Raw genomic sequence first — 22,063 nt, forward strand, 5'->3', positions numbered from 1 at the left:
AGACAATGACGAATTTTGAGTGGGGCTCCAAAATAAATGCTGTACCATACGGAATGCTCTATCTCATGTCCGCCCTGTTCTTAGGAACAGCGGTCATCTATCAGCCAGTAATAGCGATAGCAGCCGTTCTCCTGATTATATTGCTGGTTGTCTCGATCTCTCGTCCTGAACTCATCAGCTATTTCGTCCTGCTGACGACAGCGGTCTCCATCAACTTTCTGTATCCCGGCAGCATGTTCGGCGTAGAAATCCTCTCGCTTTACAAGCTGGTGATCCTGATGCTGCTGGTACCCTGCATTCTGGTGAACGGACTGAAGTTCCGTCTCAGCCCGCCCCTTTGGGCGATGGTAGGACTGCTCTTCATCACCTTTGGCACCTCCATTTGGCTGCCTGAGATGAGCGGATCCATTGCGGTGAAGGCATTTATCGGCTTATCCCTTCCTTTTGTTTTTCTCTTGATTAACTGGAAGAAGGAAGTGGCCGAACGGCAAATCCGCATTATTGCTTCGCTTCCACTAATCAGCGTGCTGGCTGGAATCGTACTGCAAGTTGCACATCTTCATGCATTCCTTGATGTGGAGTTCACCGGTGCTGTACGGATTCAGGGAGCGAACATCCCTGCACATCTTGCGATGCTGGCCTTCATAGGCGTGGGAATTGCCTTCATTGAGATCAAACGGAGTCCGCAGCATGCACGCTTTTTCTATACCATGCTGGCATTGAACTTCCTGATTCTCATTGGCACCGGGACACGCGGACCGATATTGGCACTAGTGTTAATGGCTCTGTATTATTTCTACGATATTTCGAAGCAGTACCTGAAGGGCAGAACACAATTTCTGATTCCGCTCCTGTGCTCGGTTATTCTGATCTTCTCAGCAGTATATCTGCAACTCGACAACATCAAGAAGCGTTCCTTCGAACGCTCGACGGAGACGACGGTTGACTTATCGGGACGCGCAGAAGCCTGGGAATACTTCCTGAACAAGGCGGCAGATTCTCCGTGGTCGGGCAGAGGACTTGGAGCCGTTACAGTGGCGAATGACGGAACACTGTACAAAGGATTCGTGGTTCCCCACAACGAATATATCCGCTTTTACTTTGATGGAGGGTATATCGGAGCCATACTGCTCCTCATTTCATTGTTGGCTGTATTTACTCTGGTGTACAGAGCTTTGGCACGGCCAGTCAAACCATATTATCTGTTCTTCATAGCAGGGTTTATGATTTATTCGTTTTCTGATAACACGCTGTCGACGGTCCAATCGATTATTCCATTCTGTTGGTACCTGAACTGCCTGTATCGATCTTCACAGCCAACCGATTCCCCACAAAAAGAAGTGATACGATGAACCAAGTGAACATGTTCGATGTCAATTTCGATAACTATGATTTCATGGATCTGCTTGATTACATTGATAAGACTATTCAGGAACGGTCACAATCGTACATCCTGACCTGCAACGTCGATCATGTCATCAAGCTTCGCAAAGACAAAGAGTTCCAGACAGTATATTCCGAAGCAGGTGCTGTAGTAGCAGACGGAATGCCGCTTATCTGGGCCTCAAAAATGCTGGGCAAGCCGCTGAAGCAAAAGGTATCGGGAGCAGACCTTTTCAGCCGCCTCGGCAATGCCTTTGAACAAAGGAAGTACCGGCTGTTCTTCCTGGGTTCAGCGCAAGGCGTTCCGGAGCAGGCAACCAAGAATCTAAAAGCGGCCTATCCTGACATGAATATTGTCGGCTGCTATTCTCCTTCCTACGGCTTTGAGCACAACGATGAAGAGAACCAACGTATTATCGAAATGCTGACGGAAAGTCAGCCGGATATTGTGTTCGTAGGCGTGGGAGCGCCGAAGCAGGAGAAATGGATTTACCGGCATTACAATTCTTACCGGGCGCCGATCTCTATTGGCGTAGGAGCCACCTTTGACTTCCTGTCAGGATCAGTGAAGAGGGCGCCGGATTTCATGCAGAAAACAGGGCTCGAGTGGTTCTGGAGACTTAGCCAGGAACCGGGGCGGCTCTGGAAAAGATATCTTGTCGATGATGCCCAATTCCTGGTTCTGCTGCTCAAAGAGCTGCGTAAACGGGACAAAGCAAAGGGAGGCAGGCTCGAATGAACTTAAGTCTTCCGTCCATGAAGTCAGCAGGAATGCTGCTGCTGATCTGCGGTATATGTCTTGGGCTTCCGCTGATGATCGGGTTTGCCAGTGCGAAGCTCAGTTCTTCCAATAGTCTTCAGGGGATTATCCTGGCGGGAATCCTGTTTCCGGCCTTCCTGCTGGCATTGTTGAAGCCGAAGGCGCTTATCGCCTATACCTTGCTGGTCTGGGCGGTAGCTCCAGAGCTGCGGCGGATCGCTGATTGGTCGGAAGGAGTCTACCATTCTGTATCACTGCTCAGTCTGGCGCCGCTGCTGACGGGTGCTACCCTGGCGATTCCGGTGCTGGGAGAGATTCACCGCATGCGCAAATCCTCCACCCGGATCATCCTGTTATTCTCGGTGGCACTGGCTTACGGAGCGCTGATTGGCCTCGCGAAGAACGGTATAGGCTCGGTGTACGACCTTGCGAATTATATCGTGCCCTTGCTGCTGATTCCGTTCTTCGCCGTAACCCGCTTTAGCCCGAAGGATATTGACCGGTTGCTGTATGCTTTTGCCAACCTTGCAGTTCTTGTAGCCATATACGGAATCGTCCAGTATTTGACCGTTCCGCCATGGGATGCCTTCTGGATGAAACATGCCGACATGATGTCCATTGGTACACCGTATCCTTTGGAAATCCGGGTTTTCTCCACACTGAATTCTCCCGGACCTGCGGCGACCTTCCTGGTATTTGCCCTGGTACCGATGATTCTGGAGAAAAGATGGCAGGGAACGTTGCGCTGGATCGGCGTTATGCTTGTTGTCATCTGCCTTCTCACCACGCTGGTGCGTTCCGCCTGGCTGGTGATGCTGGTTATGCTGCTGGTATACATCGCTTCCTCCCCGTCAAAGGGCAAGTGGAAGGCGTTACTCCAACTGGTCTTCGTCGCTGCCGCATTGTTCTGGATTGTCCCTAAGCTTCCAGGTGCAGAAGGACTGGTCGCCCGTATGGAGACATTGACCTCTGTGCAGGAAGACCACTCCTATAATGAACGCCTGAGTCTATGGCAGAACATGCTTCCGATGGTAGCGTCCAATCCGGTCGGCCAAGGCATAGGCAGTGTAGGCCAGGGCACCAAGATTGGCAACGGCGGAGAGCTGGGGGAATACGGGAACATGGATAACGGTGTGATCGCCTTGCTGCTTACCTTCGGAGTTCTGGGTGCCTTATTCTTCTTCGGTGCGCTAGGCGCAGTGATTAAACAAATTGTAGTCAGAGTGACCAGCAGAGACAGTCTTCAGCCTTATGCCCGGTTATCGTTGGCAGCATGGATGGGGGCAGTGGTCAGTCTGGTATCGGACAACGGTTTTCCCGGACTCAAGGGCTACCTGATCTGGATGTTGATCGGGCTCGGACTTGGGGCCAAAGAGATTATTGATAGCAGAAAGAAGGGAACACCACATGCAGCCATTGAACGCAAAATCACTTCCCACTAGCACGGTCTGGTCCTCGCTTCGGCGGTTTACCAAGAGCAAGGACAATAGCTCTGCTGCTGTAAAGACCATGTTCGTCAGCGTACTGATCCTGCTGGTTAATATGCTGACTGGTGTGCTGACCGCCCGCTACCTTGGGCCGACAGGACGCGGCGAACAGACTGCTATGGTGAACTGGTCACAGTTTCTGGCGTTCAGCATGAGCTTCGGTATTCCATCGGCACTGATCTATAACGCCAAAAAGAATCCGGATGAGGCGGGGGTACTCTATCGGGTGGCCCTGCTAATCGCTCTAGCATTCGGCACATTAGCCATGATTGTCGGCATCATTATTCTTCCATACTGGCTGAAATCCTTCAGCCCGAATGTCGTACTGTTTGCACAATGGTCGATGATCCTGTGTCCGCTGATCGTAGTCTCACAGATCAACAATGCAGCCTTTCAGTTCAGAGGAGATTACAAGACCTTCAACTGGATGCGGTATCTGCTTCCGCTGCTGACACTGGTGGCCATCGGAATTCTGATTCTCACCCATTCGATGAATCCTTTTACAACGGCTTTGGCGTATCTGTTGCCTTCGGTGCCAGTCTTCATCTACATGACGATTACACTGCTCCGTACCTACAGGGTGAAGATGAAGGATGCTTACAAGAATTTCAAAAGATTGTTTACTTACGGGCTGGGTTCCTACGGCAATGATTTGCTCGGACAGTTCTCCTTCTATATCGACCAGATCATTATCGCCGGGCTGCTACGGCCAGCCGATCTGGGGTTGTATGCGGTAGCGGTAAGCCTCTCCCGGATGGTCAACTTCTTCTCGAACTCGATCACCGTGGTGCTCTTTCCAAAAGCTTCCGAGCTGTCCAAGGATGAGGCCATTTCTCTTACCTTCAAGGCTTTTCGGATCAGCACAACATTCACCCTTCTGGGTTCACTGTTCCTGATGCTGGTAGCACCATTCGTGATTCCGCTGCTGTATGGGAAGGATTTCAACACTGCGCTGACGGTGTTCCGGCTGCTTCTTCTGGAAGTTACGATCAGCGGAGGCACATTGATCCTGGCCCAGGCGTTCATGGCACTCGGCAAACCGAAGTTCGTATCGATCCTGCAAGGGGTCGGACTGATACTGGTCATCCCGCTGCTGTTCCTGCTGGTGCCGAAATTCGGATTGTTCGGGGCTGGTGTGGCGATGCTCTCATCGGCGGTGCTGCGGTTCTTGTTCATTATCCTGAATATCAGATACAACCTGAAGGTCAAACTGCCCCGCCTTATCATTAACGGGGATGACATTCAGTGGATGAAGACAACGATGAATTCTTATATCCGCAAAAAACCTATGGATACCTAAGCAATTAAAGCAGATAAAGCATTTAAACGGTTGAGCGAGCAGAGGCACGATGCGAGCAGTGTTTTTGCTTAAAAGAAAAAAGGACAGTGTGAGAGGAAAGTAGAGAAATTTTGGAGCTGTAGAAACAAAGTGTCCGCCTTTGTTCTCTGATTTCAACCGCAACCAGCGGTTCCATCAAAGAAATCAGAGAACAACAGCGGTCGAAAGCCCAAACATTTCTCGAATTGACGACAAACACTGGACTGAAAAAGGAGGATACCTTCATGGATTCAGTGAAAAGCGTGCTTGGCGGCCCGGGCAGTTACCCGATATCGGCTGTCATCATTGCTCAGGATGACGAAGTTCGAATATCCAAAGCAATTCAGTCCTGCCGACTATTCGCCGATGAGGTGGTTGTAATCGACGGAGGGAGCAAAGACGGGACGGTGCAACTCGCCGAAAGCTTAGACTGCCGGGTGTTCGTTAACCCATGGCCCGGATACGCGAAACAAAGGGAATTCGGAGTGGAACGCGCCGTCCATGATTGGGTCTTCCTGATTGATACCGACGAAGTGGTCAGTGATGAGCTGGCGCAGGACATTCTGGACCGCAAGCCGGGTCTTACAGATCGGGAAATCGCCTTCTCGCTGTACCGGATTGGTGATTTTCTGGGCAAGTGGCTGGATAAGGGTGAATATCTGGTGCGTCTATACAACCGCAAGGCATATGCCATCCGCAACAGTCTGGTGCATGAAATACCAGAGGTACCGGAGGACAAGACGGTCAAGTTGAATGGAACGCTCTGGCATCAGGGCTTCCGCAGCATCAATGACCATGTTGCCCGCTTTAACAAATATACCGATCTGGAAGCCCAAACGGCTTATGCCGCCGGCAAGCCCTTTAAGATCAGCCGCTTGCTGATTCGCCCCCCGGCTCGCTTTTTACAGAAGTATTTCCTGCACGGTCTGTACAAAAAAGGAATTTCAGGGTTTGCGGTATCCATATTCTGGGTGATGTATGAATTCATGGTCGGCTTCAAGCATTACGAATTGAACAGCTCCGGCAAGCTGGCCCGGCACAATGCACTGGGTCAGGCGGAAAAAGAGAAAAAAGGGGAGAGAAGCTATGCCGTACAGTGACGGATTGAACATTATGACTACCGGCCTTAGCTGGCCCTCTTTACAGCCAGGCGGACTTAACACGTATTTCAAATCCGTCTGTGAGCAGCTCTCTTCACGCAATAATGTGCATGCGCTGATCTGCAGTCAAGAGACGCCTACCACAGCCAAAGAGCTGATTATCCACAACGCCGGTGACCCCAAACAAACCATTTGGAAGCGTAAGGAAGCGTTCCAGCGCAAGGCGGCAGATCTGATGGGAAATGGCAGTGGACGTATAGATATACTCTATTCCCACTTTGCACCTTACGGAATCGGGCCGGCAATCGAAGCGAAGAAACGCGGCATTCCCGTGGTAATGACCTTCCATGGTCCATGGAATGAAGAGATGAAGATCGAAGGTCAGGGGATCAAACACCGGGTCAAAACAACCATAGCGAAATCGATTGAACATAAAGCGTATAAGCTTGCGGACAGATTCATCGTACTCAGCGAATACTTCCGCGACATGCTGCACAGCCTGCACGGGGTGCCGCTGCATAAGATCACAGTGATCCCGGGAGCGGCTAATGTGGAACGTTTCATTCCCGCTACCAATCGTCTGGCAGTCCGGCGGGGGCTGAATCTGCCGGAGGGAGCAACCACTGTATTGACAGTGAGACGGCTGATGAACCGGATGGGACTGTTGCAGCTGCTGGAGGCCTGGAAGCAGGTGGCCGAGCGTTTCCCGAACGCGATTCTGCTGATTGGCGGTAAAGGCCCGCTGCGCGGAGAGCTGGAAGAGAAAATCTCTGACTACGGACTTGGCAACAAAGTAAGGCTGCTTGGCTATATCCCCGATCATGAGCTGGCCTCCTATTATCAGGCAGCAGACATGTTCGTGGTTCCATCCCAGGCACTGGAAGGATTCGGACTGATCACCGTCGAGGCCCTTTCTTCCGGGCTTCCTGTAATGGCAACTCCGGTAGGAGGCAATAAAGAAATTCTGATGGGATTCCGGCCGGAACTGTTGTTCAAAGGGTCGACCAGTGATGATATGGCAGAAGGCATGATTCACATGCTGAGTAACCGTAAGCTGCTGCCTGGCCGTGATGAATGCAGAAATCACGTATTAGAGAAGTATACCTGGCAGCATGTAGGCGACCAAGTAGAATCCGTATTCCTTCAAACCTTGGGAAAGGGTGTGGCAGCAGGATGCTAAAAGTCGCTTATATTGATCACACCGCCAAATGGAGCGGAGGAGAGGTCGCACTGTTCAACATTCTCACCAATATCGGTGAACAGATTGAACCGCTTGTGATCCTCGCCGAAGAGGGAACACTTGCCGAACGTCTCCGGGAAAAAGGTATTGATGTACGTGTCATTCCGCTGGATGAGAACATCCGCAGCCGCGGACGCAATGCCGTCAATTTCGGAGCACCTGCAGCCGCACTTGGACTGTTGTCTTATGGACGCAAGCTGGCTCCTATTCTCAAACAGGAAAAAGTGGATTGTGTGCATACCAATTCACTCAAATCAGCGTTCTACGGAGCCGTTGCTGCCAAGAAAGCGGGCGTGCCGCTGATCTGGCATATCCGGGATCATATCGGCGCCCCTTATCTTAAGCCGGTTGTCGCTAAGGCCATCCGGCTGATGTCACGCCTCTTGCCGAACGGTGTCATAGCGAATTCACAGTCTACGCTGAATGCACTGGAACTGCCCCGTACCAAAAAGACACTGGTTGTCTACTCCGCTTTTGCCAAAGCGATTGGCGAAGGCATCGGCATACGGGACCAGAAGGACTTCAATGTTCTGCTGGTAGGACGGCTTGCGAACTGGAAAGGCCAGCATATCGTCCTGGAGGCTGCCAAAGCGTTTAAGAACGATAGCCGGGTGAAATTCTGGCTGGCCGGAGATGCCTTGTTCGGTGAAGAAGAATACAAAAATGAGTTAATTCAGAAGATGCAGCAGGATCAATTGACCAATGTCAGCCTGCTGGGTCATGTGGAAGATATACAAGGCCTAATGAATAAAGCCGATCTGCTGATTCACACCTCGATAACGCCTGAACCGTTTGGACAGGTGATTGTCGAAGGCATGGCGGCTGGACTTCCGGTCATTGCCTCCAATGAAGGCGGACCGGTAGAGATCGTGGTTCCCGGTGTAACGGGACTGCTGATCCAGCCTGGAGACCCAGTCGTACTTGCAGACTCCATCACCTGGATGCTGAACCATCCCGAAGAGCGAAGACGGATGGCAGATAGTGGAATGAAACGGGTGAAAGAGCATTTTGTCATTGAGAATACAGTCAAGGATATCGTCGATTACTACAAAGGTTTGCTGGCGGCGACCTGACCTAATGTAAGACAAAAGCTTGTAGCTCGATCAGGAACTAATACATCCATGCGTTCACTACTTGATGATGCTGCTCCATAAAACTTTGAGGATGATTCACATGAAAATTGCGATAGCGCACGATTACTTAATCCAAATGGGCGGGGCGGAAAGAGTAGTGGAGGTATTCCACCACATGTATCCGGATGCTCCGATCTTCACGACGGTTTTTAACGGAAGCCGGCTGACCGACAACCTCAAAGACGCGGATATCCGGGCCTCCTGGCTGCAAAAAATTCCGGGAGTGAAGACCAATTTTAAAGGGGTGCTGCCGCTTTATCCCATGGCCATCCGTGATTTGGACTTTCGCGGGTATGATATCGTCCTGAGTTCCAGCAGTGCTTTTATGAAAAGCATACAGGTACCCGAGTCTACGTTTCATCTTTGCTATTGTCATACTCCGATGCGGTTCGCCTGGGACTATGACACTTACATGGAGCGGCAATCGAATTCCGGATTGTTCAAAAGACTGCTAAAGGTATACATGCAGCGGCTTAAAAATTGGGATCAGCGGACCTCCAAAAATGTAAACCAGTTCGTTGCCAACTCGTCCGTGGTTAAAAAGCGGATTCAGAATTATTACCACCGGGACGCGGATGTAATTTTTCCACCGATTAATACGGCACGCTTCAGCAGTTCGTCCTCTATAGGCGATTACTACCTGATCGTATCCCGGCTTGTATCCTACAAACGGATTGATCTGGCGGTGGAAGCTTTCAACCGCAATGGTCTGAAGCTGTATATCGTCGGTGACGGGCCGGACCGCAAGCGTCTGGAGGGCATGGCCAAAGACAATGTATCGTTCCTGGGCCGGCTTGAGGATGCGGAGGTTACGGGGATGATGTCGAAGTGCCGGGCATTTATTTTTCCCGGTGAAGAGGATTTTGGTATCACCCCGCTCGAGGCGAATGCCGCAGGAAGACCGGTGATTGCCTATCAGGCCGGAGGGGCGCTGGATACCATCGTACCCTATGTCAACGGCGTATTCTTTCAGCACCAGGAAGTTGATGATTTACTTAAGGCCATTCATGAAGTGGAGTCCTATGCGTGGGACATTGGGCAGATTATGGGCCATGCGCGTAAATTCGATGAACAGGCGTTTATGGTTCAGTTCAAGCAGTATGTGGAACAGGCCTACGTCAATTTTCTAAAAGGAGGATGATTGTATGAAGCTGACAGTAATCGGTACCGGCTATGTCGGTCTTGTATCTGGCGTATGTTTTACTCTGAATGGGAACCATGTGATTTGCGTAGATAAGGATGAGGAAAAGATCAATAAGCTCCGCCGGATGGAATCTCCTATCTATGAGCCGGGTATCGAAGCACTGATAGAAATGAACTTGCGTGAGGGCAGGCTGTCATTCTCCTCCGATCTGCAGGATTCAGTAAGACGCTCTGATATCGTCATTCTGGCCGTAGGGACACCTTCACTACCAGGCGGCGAAGCAGATCTGAGATATATCGAAGGTGCAGCCATAGAGATCGCCCAAGCGATGGAAGGTTATAAAATCATCATGACCAAGTCGACAGTTCCTGTTGGCACGAACGAAAAAATCCGCGGCATTATCGCCTCCCACACGAATCATCCCTTCGACATCGTCTCCGCTCCGGAATTCCTGCGTGAAGGCTCGGCCATCCGCGATACGCTCCATCCTGACCGGATTATCATCGGACTTGATAACCCAGAGCTTGAGCCTACGATGCGCCAGCTTCACCAGGGCTTCACGGAAAATGTATTCGTAACGGATATCCGCAGTGCGGAAATGATCAAATATGCATCCAATGCTTTTCTGGCAACCAAGATCTCTTTTATCAATGAGATTGCCAACATTTGCGAAAAAGTGGGAGCTGATGTAACCCTGGTGGCGGAAGGCATGGGGATGGACCGGAGAATCGGCTCCTCGTTCCTGCAGGCCGGCATCGGTTATGGAGGCTCCTGTTTCCCGAAAGATACCAATGCGCTGATCCAGATTGCGGGCAACGTGGACTACGAGTTCAAGCTGCTGAAATCCGTAGTCGAGGTGAACAAAGGGCAGCGGTTCATGATCATCTCCAAGCTGCATGAATCGCTGGGCAGTTTGCGTGGTGCAGTGATCGGTGTATGGGGTCTGGCTTTTAAACCGAACACCGATGATGTACGTGAAGCACCTGCCCGTGAAATCGTTGAAGCCCTGGTGGCTGAGGGTGCCACAGTGAAGCTGTACGACCCGATTGCTGCGGATAACTTCAGACAGCAATACGATCATCCTCAGCTTCGCTGGTGCGCACTGCCGGAAGAAGCTGCGGAAGGCAGTGATGCAGTATGCTTGCTGACCGACTGGAGTATGTTCAAGGATATTGATCTGCACAAGCTTGCAGGGAGTATGCGCCGCCAAGTATTGATCGATGGCCGCAACGTCTTCTCCAAGGAGCAGATCGAAGGCACCGGCATCGAATATCATTCCGTCGGACGCCCGCAAATGGGGGGCCTTAGCGGCTACTCCCCCAGCGTAGCCGGAGCGATCTAATCCTTTGATCTGATCTGCTCTTGCTTGCTCTTAACTGCCGTGCATAGAAGCGGCAATAGCTGATCTTTAGCAGTGAGCTTCACCTGCAAATGCATTAAGCTTTGGAAGCTGTTAAGGGAAGGAACGGAGAGGAATTTTGGAACTGTAGGAGCGGAAGCGACCGCCTTTGTCACCGGATTTCAACTGCGCTTAGCAATCTAATCGAAGAAATCTGGTGACAACAGCGGCCGAAAGTCCAAATATTCCTTGCAGTGACTCCCGTTACAGCTCGATTCCAAGCTTTTCACAAGTCAAAGCTCACAATAACAATCCGATATTATCGCGACAAAACATAAATAGGAGGGTTCACTTATGAAACTGGTACTTCTATCTGGCGGTTCTGGTAAACGTCTCTGGCCACTGTCCAATGACTCACGTTCCAAGCAATTTCTGAAGGTACTGCAAAGTCCGGCAGGTGAACCGGAATCCATGGTACAACGTGTATGGAGACAGCTGCAGGAGACAGGGATGGCAGAATCCTCCTTCCTGGCGACCGGCCGCAGCCAAGTGGAGATGATACAGAGCCAGCTCGGCTCAGAGGTGCCAATCATTGTGGAGCCGGAACGCCGTGATACTTTCCCGGCCATCGCATTGACTGCAGCTTATCTATATTCGGTGGCAGGAGTGTCACCCAGCGAGACCGTAGCCATTTTGCCGGTTGATCCTTATGTGGAAGCTTCCTTTTTTGACACCGTCGTCCAGCTTGAAGCAACCATGGAAGAAAGCGGTGCAAACCTGGCGCTGATGGGCGTTATTCCGGAACTGGCTTCTGAGAAATACGGCTATATTATACCTACCAGCGACGAAGCTGCGGCAAGCGGTTATCTGCAGGTGAGTCACTTCCAGGAAAAGCCGGACCGTGTACAGGCTGAGGAGCTGATCAGCAAGGGCGCGCTGTGGAACTGCGGAGTATTCGCTTTCCGTCTGGGATATCTGCTGGATATTTTGCAGCGCAAAGGCTTGCCTTTGAATTATGAGGAGCTGCAGAAGCAATATAAACTACTGAGTTCTATCAGCTTTGACTATGAAGTGGTGGAAAAAGAGGAGAACATCGTAGTTCAGCCTTACGCCGGTTTCTGGAAGGATCTTGGCACCTGGAATACCCTCACGGAGGAGATGAGCAGCAACCACGTGGGCAAAGGGTTCGTAACTGCCGATTCCGAAGGAACCTGCCTGATCAACGAACTGGATATTCCGATTACAGTAATCGGCGCAAAAGATTTAATCATCGCAGCCAGCCCGGATGGTATTCTGGTCACTCACAAAGCAGAAAGCCCGCGGATCAAGGAAGTGCTGAAATCTTTTGAACAAAGACCGATGTACGAGGAACGCCGCTGGGGTCATTACAAGGTTATTGATTATGTGAAATATGATGAGGGCAACGAGGTGCTGACCAAGCGGATTTTCATCGCCGAAGGTAAAAATATCAGCTATCAGCTCCATCATAAACGCAGTGAAATCTGGACGATCGTCAGCGGTGAAGCCAGCATTGTGCTGAATGAGAAGATGCATAATGTGAAAGCGGGAGATGTGGTGCGCATACCGGAAGGTACAAAGCATGCAATCCTGGCACTGACAGATGTGGAGTTCATTGAAGTACAGACCGGCTCAGAGCTGGTGGAAGAGGATAATATCCGCATAACGCTGGACTGGAAAGACATTGCACTTCATCAATTTATTTCTTAAAAATAACAGCGCGAAACATGCTGTAGAATTCGACCGAAACGTCCCGGTTTCTGTATAGGACAGGGTGGAACCTAGGGCTAAACTATCTATTTACCCAATGGTGACAAATCCAAAACAGGTATTAAGAACCATTTATTAAGAAAAATTCATTAATGCTCTAAACTAAAAATTAAATAGCGACGATACTTACGGTAAGAGGGATAATTCCTTCCAATACGAAAAAGGCAAACCTACTCGAAAGATAGGGACGCAAAGCTATAGGGCCTTCGAAAGAGTGGCAGCCTGGCTACCGAAAGGAAGATGAATTTTGACTACTTACCGTAAGTCGCGTCTACTGTGCACCATTTTATCGCTTGCCTTGTTTTTGACTGCTGTTCCACTGGGTTTGGGGACTGCACCTTCCACTGCAGCTGCTTCGAGCTCTTATGCGCCGGTTAATCCGAGTGCTTCAGCAGGAGCCGTTAAGCTGCTTAATGATCTGTACGCCATTACAGGCAAAGGCATTATTACAGGTCAACATGACTACCTGGAGAGCCCGGATGAGTACAGTAACAAACTGAAGGGAACCAGCGGACAATTCGCTGCCCTCCATGGTTTTGAACTTGGTGTGATCAACGGCCAGTCGGAAAGTACAGCAGCAACTCAGCGTAAAAATGTAGTGAACAGTGCGATCAACTGGTATAAAAATGGCGGTATCGTCGCTATGACCTTCCATGAGCAACTGCCGGGGACCTCCTATCTGTGGTCCAATGTGCAGAAAACGCTCAGCCAAGCAGACTTCAATAAGTATGTAACACCTGGAACGGCTGAATATAACAGCCTGATCGCCGATCTGGATAAAGTGGCAATTTCACTCAAGAGTTTGCGGGACGCAGGTGTTCCTGTACTGTGGAGACCTTATCACGAAATGAACGGTGACTGGTTCTGGTGGGGGAAGAAGAGCAATTACACGGCACTTTGGAATATTATGTATGAGCGTTTTGTGGGCGTTCATCAATTAAACAACCTGCTGTGGGTGTGGAACCCTAACGCCCCTAATGCTTGGTCAGATCCATATGAACTGACCTATCCGGGAGCAAATAAGGTAGACATCCTTGCAGCAGACATATATAACAATGATTATATGAACAAGTATCATGACAACCTGGCAATTCTTGCGAACGGCAAGCCTATTGCCATCGGTGAAAACGGTGAAATGCCAAGTACAGCCAAGCTCCAGCTTTATCAGAAAAAATGGGTATACATGATGAACTGGGGAAAAATGCTCTATGATAACAATACTACGGATACTATCAAAAGCTTTATGAGTGACAGTTACACCGTAACGCTTGATAAATATAAAACGGGGTTCGTTCAGACCGTTGCTCCGACCGCAACACCAACGGCCACACCGACCGCAACGCCAACGGCTACACCAACCGCAACACCGACCGCGACACCAACGGCTACACCGACCGCAACACCAACAGCGAGCCCAACGCCTGTACCAACAGCTGCGCCGGCGCCGGATAACTCGGCACAGACGCCTGTTGTGAACGGTCTTCAGGGACAATACTTCAAAAACATGACGCTATCGGGTACACCTGTTTTGGTTCGTAACGATGCTTTGCTCAATTTTAACTGGCGTCAGGCAGCACCTGACACCTTGCTTGGAGTGGATTCTTTCTCGATCCGCTGGACCGGGCAGATCAAACCTTTGTATAGTGAAACTTATCAGATTATCACTACGTCTGATGATGGTATCCGGGTCTGGGTTAACGGAACAGCCGTAATCGACAGCTGGACCAAACAAAGCGGAACCGAGCGTATCGGAACGATCGCTTTGAAGGCAGGCCAACTCTATGATATTAAAGTGGAATATTACGAAAATACAGGCGATGCGAATATTCGTCTGATGTGGCAAAGCCCAAGTCAAGTCAAAGCTACCGTTCCAACAAGTGCTTTGTTCGTGAATAATTCAGTAGCCTCCGCAAGTATAGCATCACTCACTCTTACCGAAGCAACAACACCGGCACCAACGCCGGTCGCGACACCGACACCAACGCCGGTCACGACACCGACACCAACGCCAGTCGCAACACCGGCACCAACGCCGGTCGCAACACCGGCACCAACACCGACCCCAGTACCCATCCAAGTACCAATGTTGGACTTGGCGGCGGCTCCTGCAGCCAACGGACTGCAGGCGGAATATTTCAATAATATGCAGTTAACTGGTACTCCGGCACTTGTACGCACCGATGCTTTGGTGGATTTCAACTGGCGGCTGGGTACACCGGATGCAACGATTGGCATTGATTACTTTTCCGTAAGATGGAGCGGCAAGATTAAACCGCTGTATAGCGAAACTTATCAGATTTACACAACAACAGATGATGGTGTCCGCGTTTGGATCAATAACACTCTTGTAATTGACAGCTGGATGAAGCAAAGCGGGACCGAACGCATGGGAAGCATAAGCCTGGAGGCCGGGCAACTATATGATATCAAAGTGGAGTATTATGAGAATCAAGGGGATGCAAGAGCGCGGCTGATGTGGGAAAGTCCAAGTCAAGTCAAGGGGACGGTCCCTGCCAGCGCACTGTTCCTTCCTTCCGCTTCCTAAGTACTGCTGAATTCATCACCGAACGCCGATACTGGTTAAGACGTTACAATTTTAAAATCCTAAAAGTCCGATGGCCCTGCTAAATAGCAGGGCTACTAAGCTATTTGTCTGCCATGCCGCAGGATGGTGTACTTCCCTTGGAGGGGAGATCATCTAACAAGCATTATGGACAGCATAAGGCTGGAGAGAGGAGATTACATTGAACACTTACCGTAAGTACCGGCTTTTTTCTATGGTTTTACCTATTATTGTTATCTTTTCTTTGATGCCTTGGAGTGAGGTACGGAGTCTCGCTGTCGAAAGAAGTATAGTCATTCCTGTGGAGGCGGAGGAAGTCACACCGGTGAATCCTGCGGCTTCGAAGGAGGCATCCGGCCTGCTTGATTATTTGGTTAGCCTGGGCGGAAAAGGTGTCATTACCGGGCAGCATGATTATCTGGAGAGTCCGGATGAATATAATAACCAGCTGAAGAAGGCTGCAGGGGATTTTGCTGTATTGCATGGATATGAGCTTGGAGCCATCAACAACCAGTCGGAGAGGACTATTGCAAGGCAGCGGCAAGCTGTTGTGGACAGCGCCATTGAATGGTATGAAAATGGCGGTATTGTGGCTATGACATTCCATCAGAATCTTCCTGGTACAACTCCTGAATGGGCGAACGTGCACATGAGTCTTAGCCAGGAGAAGTTCGATGCCTATGTAACTCCGGGCACTCCTCAATACAAAAGCCTCCTTGCTTCGCTTGACGAGATTGCTGTCTATCTGGGGGAATTGCGGGATGCAGGGGTTCCTGTCCTGTGGCGTCCATATCACGAGATGAACGGGAACTGGTTCTGGTGGGGGCAGAAGGATAACTATGCCAAGCTCTGGAACATCACTTATGACCGTCTGGTAAACAAACACAAATTGAATAATTTATTATGGGTGTGGAATCCGAATGCGCCGAACGAGTGGGCAGATCCTTATAGTATCTACTACCCGGGAGCGGATAAAGTGGATATCCTGGCCGCAGATATTTATAATAATGATTTTAAACAATCGTACTATGAAAGTCTGCTCAATCTGGCCGATGGCAAGCCCATTGGCATAGGGGAGAGCGGCGAGCTTCCTGATCCTGCCATACTGTCTCAAAACCAGAGTAAATGGGTATATACGATGACATGGGGGAAGATGCTGACAGAAAATAACAACCTCCAGAAAATTAAGAGTTTTATGACGGATAAGTACACGGTTTCCAGGAAGGAATACATTGAATCATTAAACACCAAAACGAACACGCCGGTGGATATTATCGCCAAAAAAGGCTTGACCGGTGAATATTTCAATAATGCTGACCTTTCAGGCACTCCTGTGCTCACCCGCAATGACAAGAAGCTGGATTTTAACTGGCATGGGGATAGTCCGGCAGCAGGGATCAATAAGGATACATTCTCCGTTCGCTGGACCGGCAAAATCAAGGCAGCCTACAGTGAAAAATACACTTTCACGGCTTCCTCGGATGATGGCATCCGTGTATGGATCGGCGGCATGCTGGTTATCGACAGTTGGAAGAAGCAAAGCGGTGTCAGCCGCGAAGGGAGCATTCAGCTTAAAGCTGGAACCTCCTATGATATTAAAGTCGAATATTATGAGAACCACGGAGATGCAAGCATCCGTTTGATGTGGAAGAGTCCAAGTCAGAAAAGTACAATCATTTCCCCAAGTGCCCTTAGTTTTCCCTGATGACGAAACAGACCAGCCTTTACAGAGTTGAATACGCACCCCGGAAGAAAGCGAGGACAAGGGAATGAGAACAAGGCCCAAGAAACACACACATAAACCCCTTCATATTCTACTAAAATTCGTAGCACTGACCATCTTGTTTCTGTTATCCGTCTCTGTCTTCGGAGACGACGGGACGAATAAGGGCGAGGTGGAAGTAGACATGACCAAGCTGTCTTCCGCGAGCGATGTGGGACCGAAGCTTCCGGATGGCACGGTGATCTGGGAGCTGGGACAGCATGATGGGTCCGCTGCAGAATTTGCGAAGAATGGTAAGGCTAAAGTGGAAGAAGTGGTTAATGCCACTTCTACTACTCTAAAAGCATCTGTGCTCCAAAACATCCCGTCAGGGTTGAAAGGGGATACTAATCCCGAACTGCGGATTACTTACCAACTGGATAAGATCCCGGTGAACGGGGTCTTATTTCGCGTAAGTATTCTTGAAGCTTATAAATCCGTTCCACAGATGAGCGTGTTCTCCAACCGCCAGCTATCGGGAATCATTCAGATAGCCGGTGTTTCCGGTACAGACAGCAAGTATGCTTTCCGAAAATCATATAAGCTGTATATTCCAAAGGAACAGCTGGTGACTGGTACCAATGAGCTCAAGCTGAAGGTTGCACGCGGGATTTATTCTTCTGACATGGAGGATAAATACAACTGGTGGACCTGGGATAATCTTAGCCTGGAGTCCCTAAAGTCCCCGATCAAGGAGCCGATTCACGGCAGCTACACACTGACCGGCACGATGGTCAACAATAAGCAGTTCTATTTTGACGAAGGTGCGGTTACGCATCTGCCCTATATTATGAAGTGGCTTGGAGTAGCTTACAGCGGGAATATCATGCGCACCAGCTGTGCCAGCGATGTTGGCCGCTCCTGCTCGAATATGGGGGATTATTATAAGGTGCTCAAAGATTACAATATGCAGGCTGTAGCTCTGTATCTGTACACCGGAGATATTAAACTTAAGCAAGACGGCTCATTGCCCGATGAGGCGAAGAAGAAGCTGACCGATTATTTCGAACAGTACAGCCCGTACTTTCAATATTATGAAGTGGATAATGAGCCGGGGCTGTTTAACCGCTCCAAGGCGGTGAACCTGGCTATTGCCGAATGGCTGAATACTAACGGCAAGGCTATCGCCCCCCATCTGCAGACCGTAGCTCCGGGCTGGGCTTATTGGCCGGATTTCAACAAGGATTCCTGCGGCAATCAGAAGGGGACCGTACGCCAGTGCGGCGATCCGGACGGCTGGGAACGTGATCCGGAGCAGCGGGGAGAGCTGGAGGAAGTCACTGATCTGACGAATGGGCATTCCTACGGGGAGTCCTATATTTTCAGCAACGGAGGCAGCTTTACCGAGAATCTCAAAACCTTTGGCGGAGCGGTAGATGGACTTGGTAAAAAAATGCTGACCACAGAGTTCGGAACCTCCGACTCTCATGTGGATGCATACCAATATGGAGCCTCTGAACGTACGTCAGCAGTGTTCGACCGGATTATGCGCGCCCATATCGGTTATGCAGATATGTTTGTACAGCATGCCGCTTTTTTCAAGAATTTCAGTTTGTTCAAATACGGTTTCAATCTGGAAGAGCATGATCCGGCGAAAACGGAGATCTATTACACCAAGAAGGGTGAGGATTCACGTGTAAGCATCATGAGACGCCTGGATCTGGCCTATGCAACACACGGTGCACCGCTAAGCTATGAAATCACCAATAAGAATACGTTAGCTGACAAACTGGTCTATGTCCGGGCAGTAGATACCTCTACACTTGAACCTTTGGCTGGTAGCAAGGCTACCTCAAACAAGGTATTGGTGAACTTCGTTAACTTCGAAGAGACTCCCCAAACCGTTACAGTGAAGGTGACGATGCCGAAGAAAACTATATATGAAGGTGAACGCTTCGGCAATGGCGATACCTATGAAGAGGCCCGAAGCTACGTATCGGAAAGAAAGGCTACACCTGTCCTGGAATTCACAGAAAATCTCGCCCCGGGAGAGGCGGTACAGTATATTCTGGAACCCTCTTCCGAGGTAGCCGATGTTGCGCCTCAAGGCTTAAAAGCGGCAGCCGTTAAAGGGCTGTCCGTTAAGCTGAGCTGGCTGGAGGCCCCTGGAGCAAACTATGAAGTGCTCCGGGCCGACGGCTCAGGCGGTGATTTGAAAGTGGTTGCAACCGGTATAAAGGATACCGAATATACGGATAGTAAGCTGAAGGAAGGTACACTGTATACGTTCGCGGTAAGAGTGGCAGGTTCAGGAGTAATGTCAGACAAAACTCAGATTACAGCGACGGGATTGGTTCCTCTGGACCGTTCGGAATGGAAGGTGTCGTCCAATATGAATACTGAAGCCTCTAATCCTGCGAATGCTATAGATGGAGATAGGCGGACACGTTGGGATACCGGCAAACACCAGGCATCTGGAGAATATTTTCAGATTGATCTTGGCCAAGTGCACTCGGTGGAAGCTATTGACCTGGACTATACCTTATCTTCTTATGATTATCCCCGGGGATACGAGCTATTTATTTCGGATGATACAAAGAACTGGACAAAGATTGCTACCGGTAAAGGGAAACTGGAGATGACCAAAATAGGGTTTGCTCCGGTCAAAACCAGATATATCCGTATTCTGCAGACAGGATCGGGCGGGAATTACTGGTCGATTCAAGAAATTCAGGTATATTCAAGAGAATAGAATCATCCGAATAACCTCCGTGGATTCATAAAACCACTGGGGTTTTTTATTGTGAATGGGGAAAGCTGAATAAAGGCAAGGATTGCTTTGGATCAAGTGGGTATGGGGTAATAACGTACATACTAGGACAGGGCTAGCAGGAAACGCGCTGTTTACAGGAAGGACGGTACCATAAATATGACTCACCTTGCGGACAATATTATTTTATTGCTGGCAGCGCTGATGCTGGTAGGGGTGCTCTCCACCAAGTTCTCCACACGCTTTGGCATGCCGGCGCTTGTGCTGTTCATCGCTGCCGGAATGGTGCTCAGCCGCTTTGTTTTCTTCAACAATGCCTCATTGACACAAGTGGCAGGTATTTTTGCATTGATCGTTATTTTGTTTGAGGGCGGCATGCAGACCAGCATGAAAGACATCCGTCCTATTATCGCACCAGCGTTGTCTTTGGCAACCGTAGGAGTACTTCTGACGACAGCGATTGTGGGAATATTCGCAAGAATTGTACTGGATGTACCATGGGCGGAAAGTCTTCTGTTCGGAGCGATCGTAGGCTCAACCGATGCGGCAGCCGTATTCTCCGTCCTCGGCGGCAAAAATATTGATAAACGCCTGACTTCCACCCTTGAAGCTGAATCAGGCAGTAATGATCCGATGGCTGTCTTTTTGACGGTATCCCTGATTGAATGGATTCAGCATCCCGATACGGCGATCTGGAGCCTTGTGCTCTCTTTTATATGGGAGATGGGGATCGGACTTCTTATGGGGATTGCTGTCGGGAAGCTTGCCGTCTATTTGATCAACCGGATTAATCTGGATTCTACAGGGCTCTATCCGGTTATGGCAATAGGGTTTGCTGTACTGACCTATGGACTTGCCGTGACGGTGCACAGCAGCGGCCTTCTGGCGGTATATGTCATGGGTCTGACTCTGGGGAACTCCGAGCTGATGTATCACCGTACCATTATGAATTTCAATCACGGCTTTGCCTGGATGATGCAAATCGCGATGTTCACCCTGTTGGGTCTGCTTGTATTTCCAGATGAGCTTGCGGAGATTGCCTGGCAGGGTCTGCTGTTGTCTGTTATTCTCATGCTGGTTGCGAGACCGGTGGGGGTATTCCTGAGCCTGCTGTTTTCCAGGTTCTCGCTCCGTGAGAAGACACTGATCTCCTGGGCCGGACTTCGCGGGGCGGTTCCCATTGTACTCGCGACCTATCCACTGCTGGCGGGACTTCCCCAAGGGCAATTATTTTTTAATGTGGTATTCTTTGTCGTATTGACCTCTGCGGTCATTCAGGGAACAACCATTTCCCCCTTGGCTTCCAGACTGAAGCTGGTGGGAATAGACGAAGTTCAGCCATCGCTTATGGAACTGGTGGCACTGGGCAAGACGGATTCCGAATTCAATCATATTGCCATCGACAATCATATGCCGATAGCCGGTATGCAGATCGCGCAGATGGGGCTGCCTGAGGATATTCTCTTCACCGCTATCATCCGTAACAAGAGCATCGTGACGCCTCACGGGAATACGGTTATCGAGCCGGGGGATACGGTCTATGTGCTTAGCCCCAAATCCAAGCGTGACGAGATGAGAGCGATCTTCCGCAGCGGCAAAGGCAAGGCAGCAGAAACGAACTTTCCTGCGGATTGATTGCATAATGTCTTGAAGTGTGTTAAATTATATATAGATTTAGAATGAGTCTAAATACAAATAATAAATAATTATGCCATAGGAGGGTATTGGAATGAGTACACAAATTAAAAGCCAGACTGAATTGCACGCTGCCTTGAACCGCCAAACCGCAAACTGGACACTGCTGGGAGTCAAGCTGCATCACTATCATTGGTATGTGAGCGGAACGCAATTCTTCACACTGCATGCCAAATTTGAAGAGCTGTACACCGAAGCGGCAACCTATGTCGATGATCTTGCAGAACGTCTGCTTGCGATCGGTGGACAACCGGCATCGACCATGGCGCAATATTTAGCCTTGTCTGAGCTTAAGGAAGCCGCTGGCGGTGAATCAGCTAAGGAAATGGTTGCCCAGTTGATTAAGGACTTTGCAGTTGTGGCCGAAGAGTTGAAGAGTGCAATTTCCGCTTCAGAAGAACTGAGCGATCAGCCCACTGCCGACCTGCTCACTGGAATCAGAAACAGCGTGGAGAAGTCCGCCTGGATGCTGAATGCCTTTCTGGGCTAAGTCAGAAGACAGAGAAGAGAAGTAAGGTTGCTATGCTCATAATAGCTGTATATACAAAGAGCGCCACGCGATACCGGACTGACCCCATAAAGTGAGACAAATCAAAACACCTTCAAGAGAATGAAACTCTGTCGTAAGATAGGGAGATATC

The 22,063-nt window shown here is 49.8% G+C and carries 15 protein-coding genes and 1 riboswitch; all 15 genes read left to right on the forward strand.

Translation table 11 applies throughout. The annotated features are described in order from the left end of the window. Nucleotides 1-5 precede the first annotated feature (5 nt). Nucleotides 6-1,352 (forward strand): O-antigen ligase family protein, encoded by a 1,347-nt coding sequence (locus AC0MA3_RS18035; RefSeq protein ID WP_474657205.1) that lies wholly within the window; start codon nucleotides 6-8, stop codon nucleotides 1,350-1,352. Continuing rightward, a complete protein-coding gene (locus AC0MA3_RS18040; RefSeq protein ID WP_379154412.1) occupies nucleotides 1,349-2,122 on the forward strand; it encodes a WecB/TagA/CpsF family glycosyltransferase in 774 nt (257 codons plus the stop codon). Before AC0MA3_RS18035 ends, AC0MA3_RS18040 begins: the two co-directional genes overlap by 4 nt. Continuing rightward, a complete protein-coding gene (locus tag AC0MA3_RS18045) occupies nucleotides 2,119-3,585 on the forward strand; it encodes an O-antigen ligase family protein (protein WP_474657206.1) in 1,467 nt (488 codons plus the stop codon). The genes AC0MA3_RS18040 and AC0MA3_RS18045 overlap by 4 nt, the downstream gene beginning before the upstream one ends. Then, nucleotides 3,551-4,930, forward strand: a complete 1,380-nt coding sequence (locus tag AC0MA3_RS18050; RefSeq protein WP_379154418.1) for an oligosaccharide flippase family protein — start codon at nucleotides 3,551-3,553, stop codon at nucleotides 4,928-4,930. The genes AC0MA3_RS18045 and AC0MA3_RS18050 overlap by 35 nt, the downstream gene beginning before the upstream one ends. 263 nt (nucleotides 4,931-5,193) lie before the next feature. Then, on the forward strand, nucleotides 5,194-6,048 hold the full coding sequence (locus AC0MA3_RS18055; RefSeq protein WP_379154421.1) for a glycosyltransferase family 2 protein: 855 nt from the start codon (nucleotides 5,194-5,196) through the stop codon (nucleotides 6,046-6,048). Then, nucleotides 6,035-7,228 carry a glycosyltransferase family 4 protein gene (locus tag AC0MA3_RS18060; RefSeq protein WP_379154425.1) on the forward strand — a complete coding sequence of 398 codons (1,194 nt, stop codon included), beginning with the start codon at nucleotides 6,035-6,037 and terminating at the stop codon, nucleotides 7,226-7,228. Before AC0MA3_RS18055 ends, AC0MA3_RS18060 begins: the two co-directional genes overlap by 14 nt. Then, entirely contained in the window at nucleotides 7,222-8,361 is a 1,140-nt protein-coding gene (locus AC0MA3_RS18065; protein ID WP_474657207.1) for a glycosyltransferase family 4 protein, read from the forward strand. Before AC0MA3_RS18060 ends, AC0MA3_RS18065 begins: the two co-directional genes overlap by 7 nt. A gap of 100 nt (nucleotides 8,362-8,461) precedes the next feature. Next, entirely contained in the window at nucleotides 8,462-9,562 is a 1,101-nt protein-coding gene (locus AC0MA3_RS18070) for a glycosyltransferase (protein WP_379155843.1), read from the forward strand. A gap of 4 nt (nucleotides 9,563-9,566) precedes the next feature. After that, nucleotides 9,567-10,907, forward strand: a complete 1,341-nt coding sequence (locus tag AC0MA3_RS18075; RefSeq protein WP_379154432.1) for a UDP-glucose dehydrogenase family protein — start codon at nucleotides 9,567-9,569, stop codon at nucleotides 10,905-10,907. A gap of 351 nt (nucleotides 10,908-11,258) precedes the next feature. Continuing rightward, nucleotides 11,259-12,632, forward strand: coding sequence for a sugar phosphate nucleotidyltransferase (locus tag AC0MA3_RS18080; RefSeq protein WP_474657208.1), 1,374 nt, complete (start codon nucleotides 11,259-11,261; stop codon nucleotides 12,630-12,632). Between the two features lie 213 nt (nucleotides 12,633-12,845). Further along, a riboswitch (cyclic di-GMP riboswitch) is annotated at nucleotides 12,846-12,926 on the forward strand. A 13-nt stretch (nucleotides 12,927-12,939) separates the two neighbouring features. Next, entirely contained in the window at nucleotides 12,940-15,237 is a 2,298-nt protein-coding gene (locus tag AC0MA3_RS18085) for a PA14 domain-containing protein (protein ID WP_474657209.1), read from the forward strand. Between the two features lie 199 nt (nucleotides 15,238-15,436). Continuing rightward, entirely contained in the window at nucleotides 15,437-16,960 is a 1,524-nt protein-coding gene (locus tag AC0MA3_RS18090; RefSeq protein ID WP_474657210.1) for a glycosyl hydrolase, read from the forward strand. 64 nt (nucleotides 16,961-17,024) lie between these two features. Beyond that, a complete protein-coding gene (locus tag AC0MA3_RS18095) occupies nucleotides 17,025-19,709 on the forward strand; it encodes a discoidin domain-containing protein (protein ID WP_474657211.1) in 2,685 nt (894 codons plus the stop codon). Nucleotides 19,710-19,886: 177 nt separating this feature from the next. Next, complete coding sequence (locus AC0MA3_RS18100) at nucleotides 19,887-21,362, forward strand: potassium/proton antiporter (RefSeq protein ID WP_379154447.1); 1,476 nt, start codon at nucleotides 19,887-19,889, stop codon at nucleotides 21,360-21,362. A 94-nt stretch (nucleotides 21,363-21,456) separates the two neighbouring features. Next, entirely contained in the window at nucleotides 21,457-21,912 is a 456-nt protein-coding gene (locus AC0MA3_RS18105) for a Dps family protein (protein WP_474657212.1), read from the forward strand. Nucleotides 21,913-22,063 lie beyond the last annotated feature (151 nt).

The organism is Paenibacillus sp. LS-5, assembly GCF_056121505.1.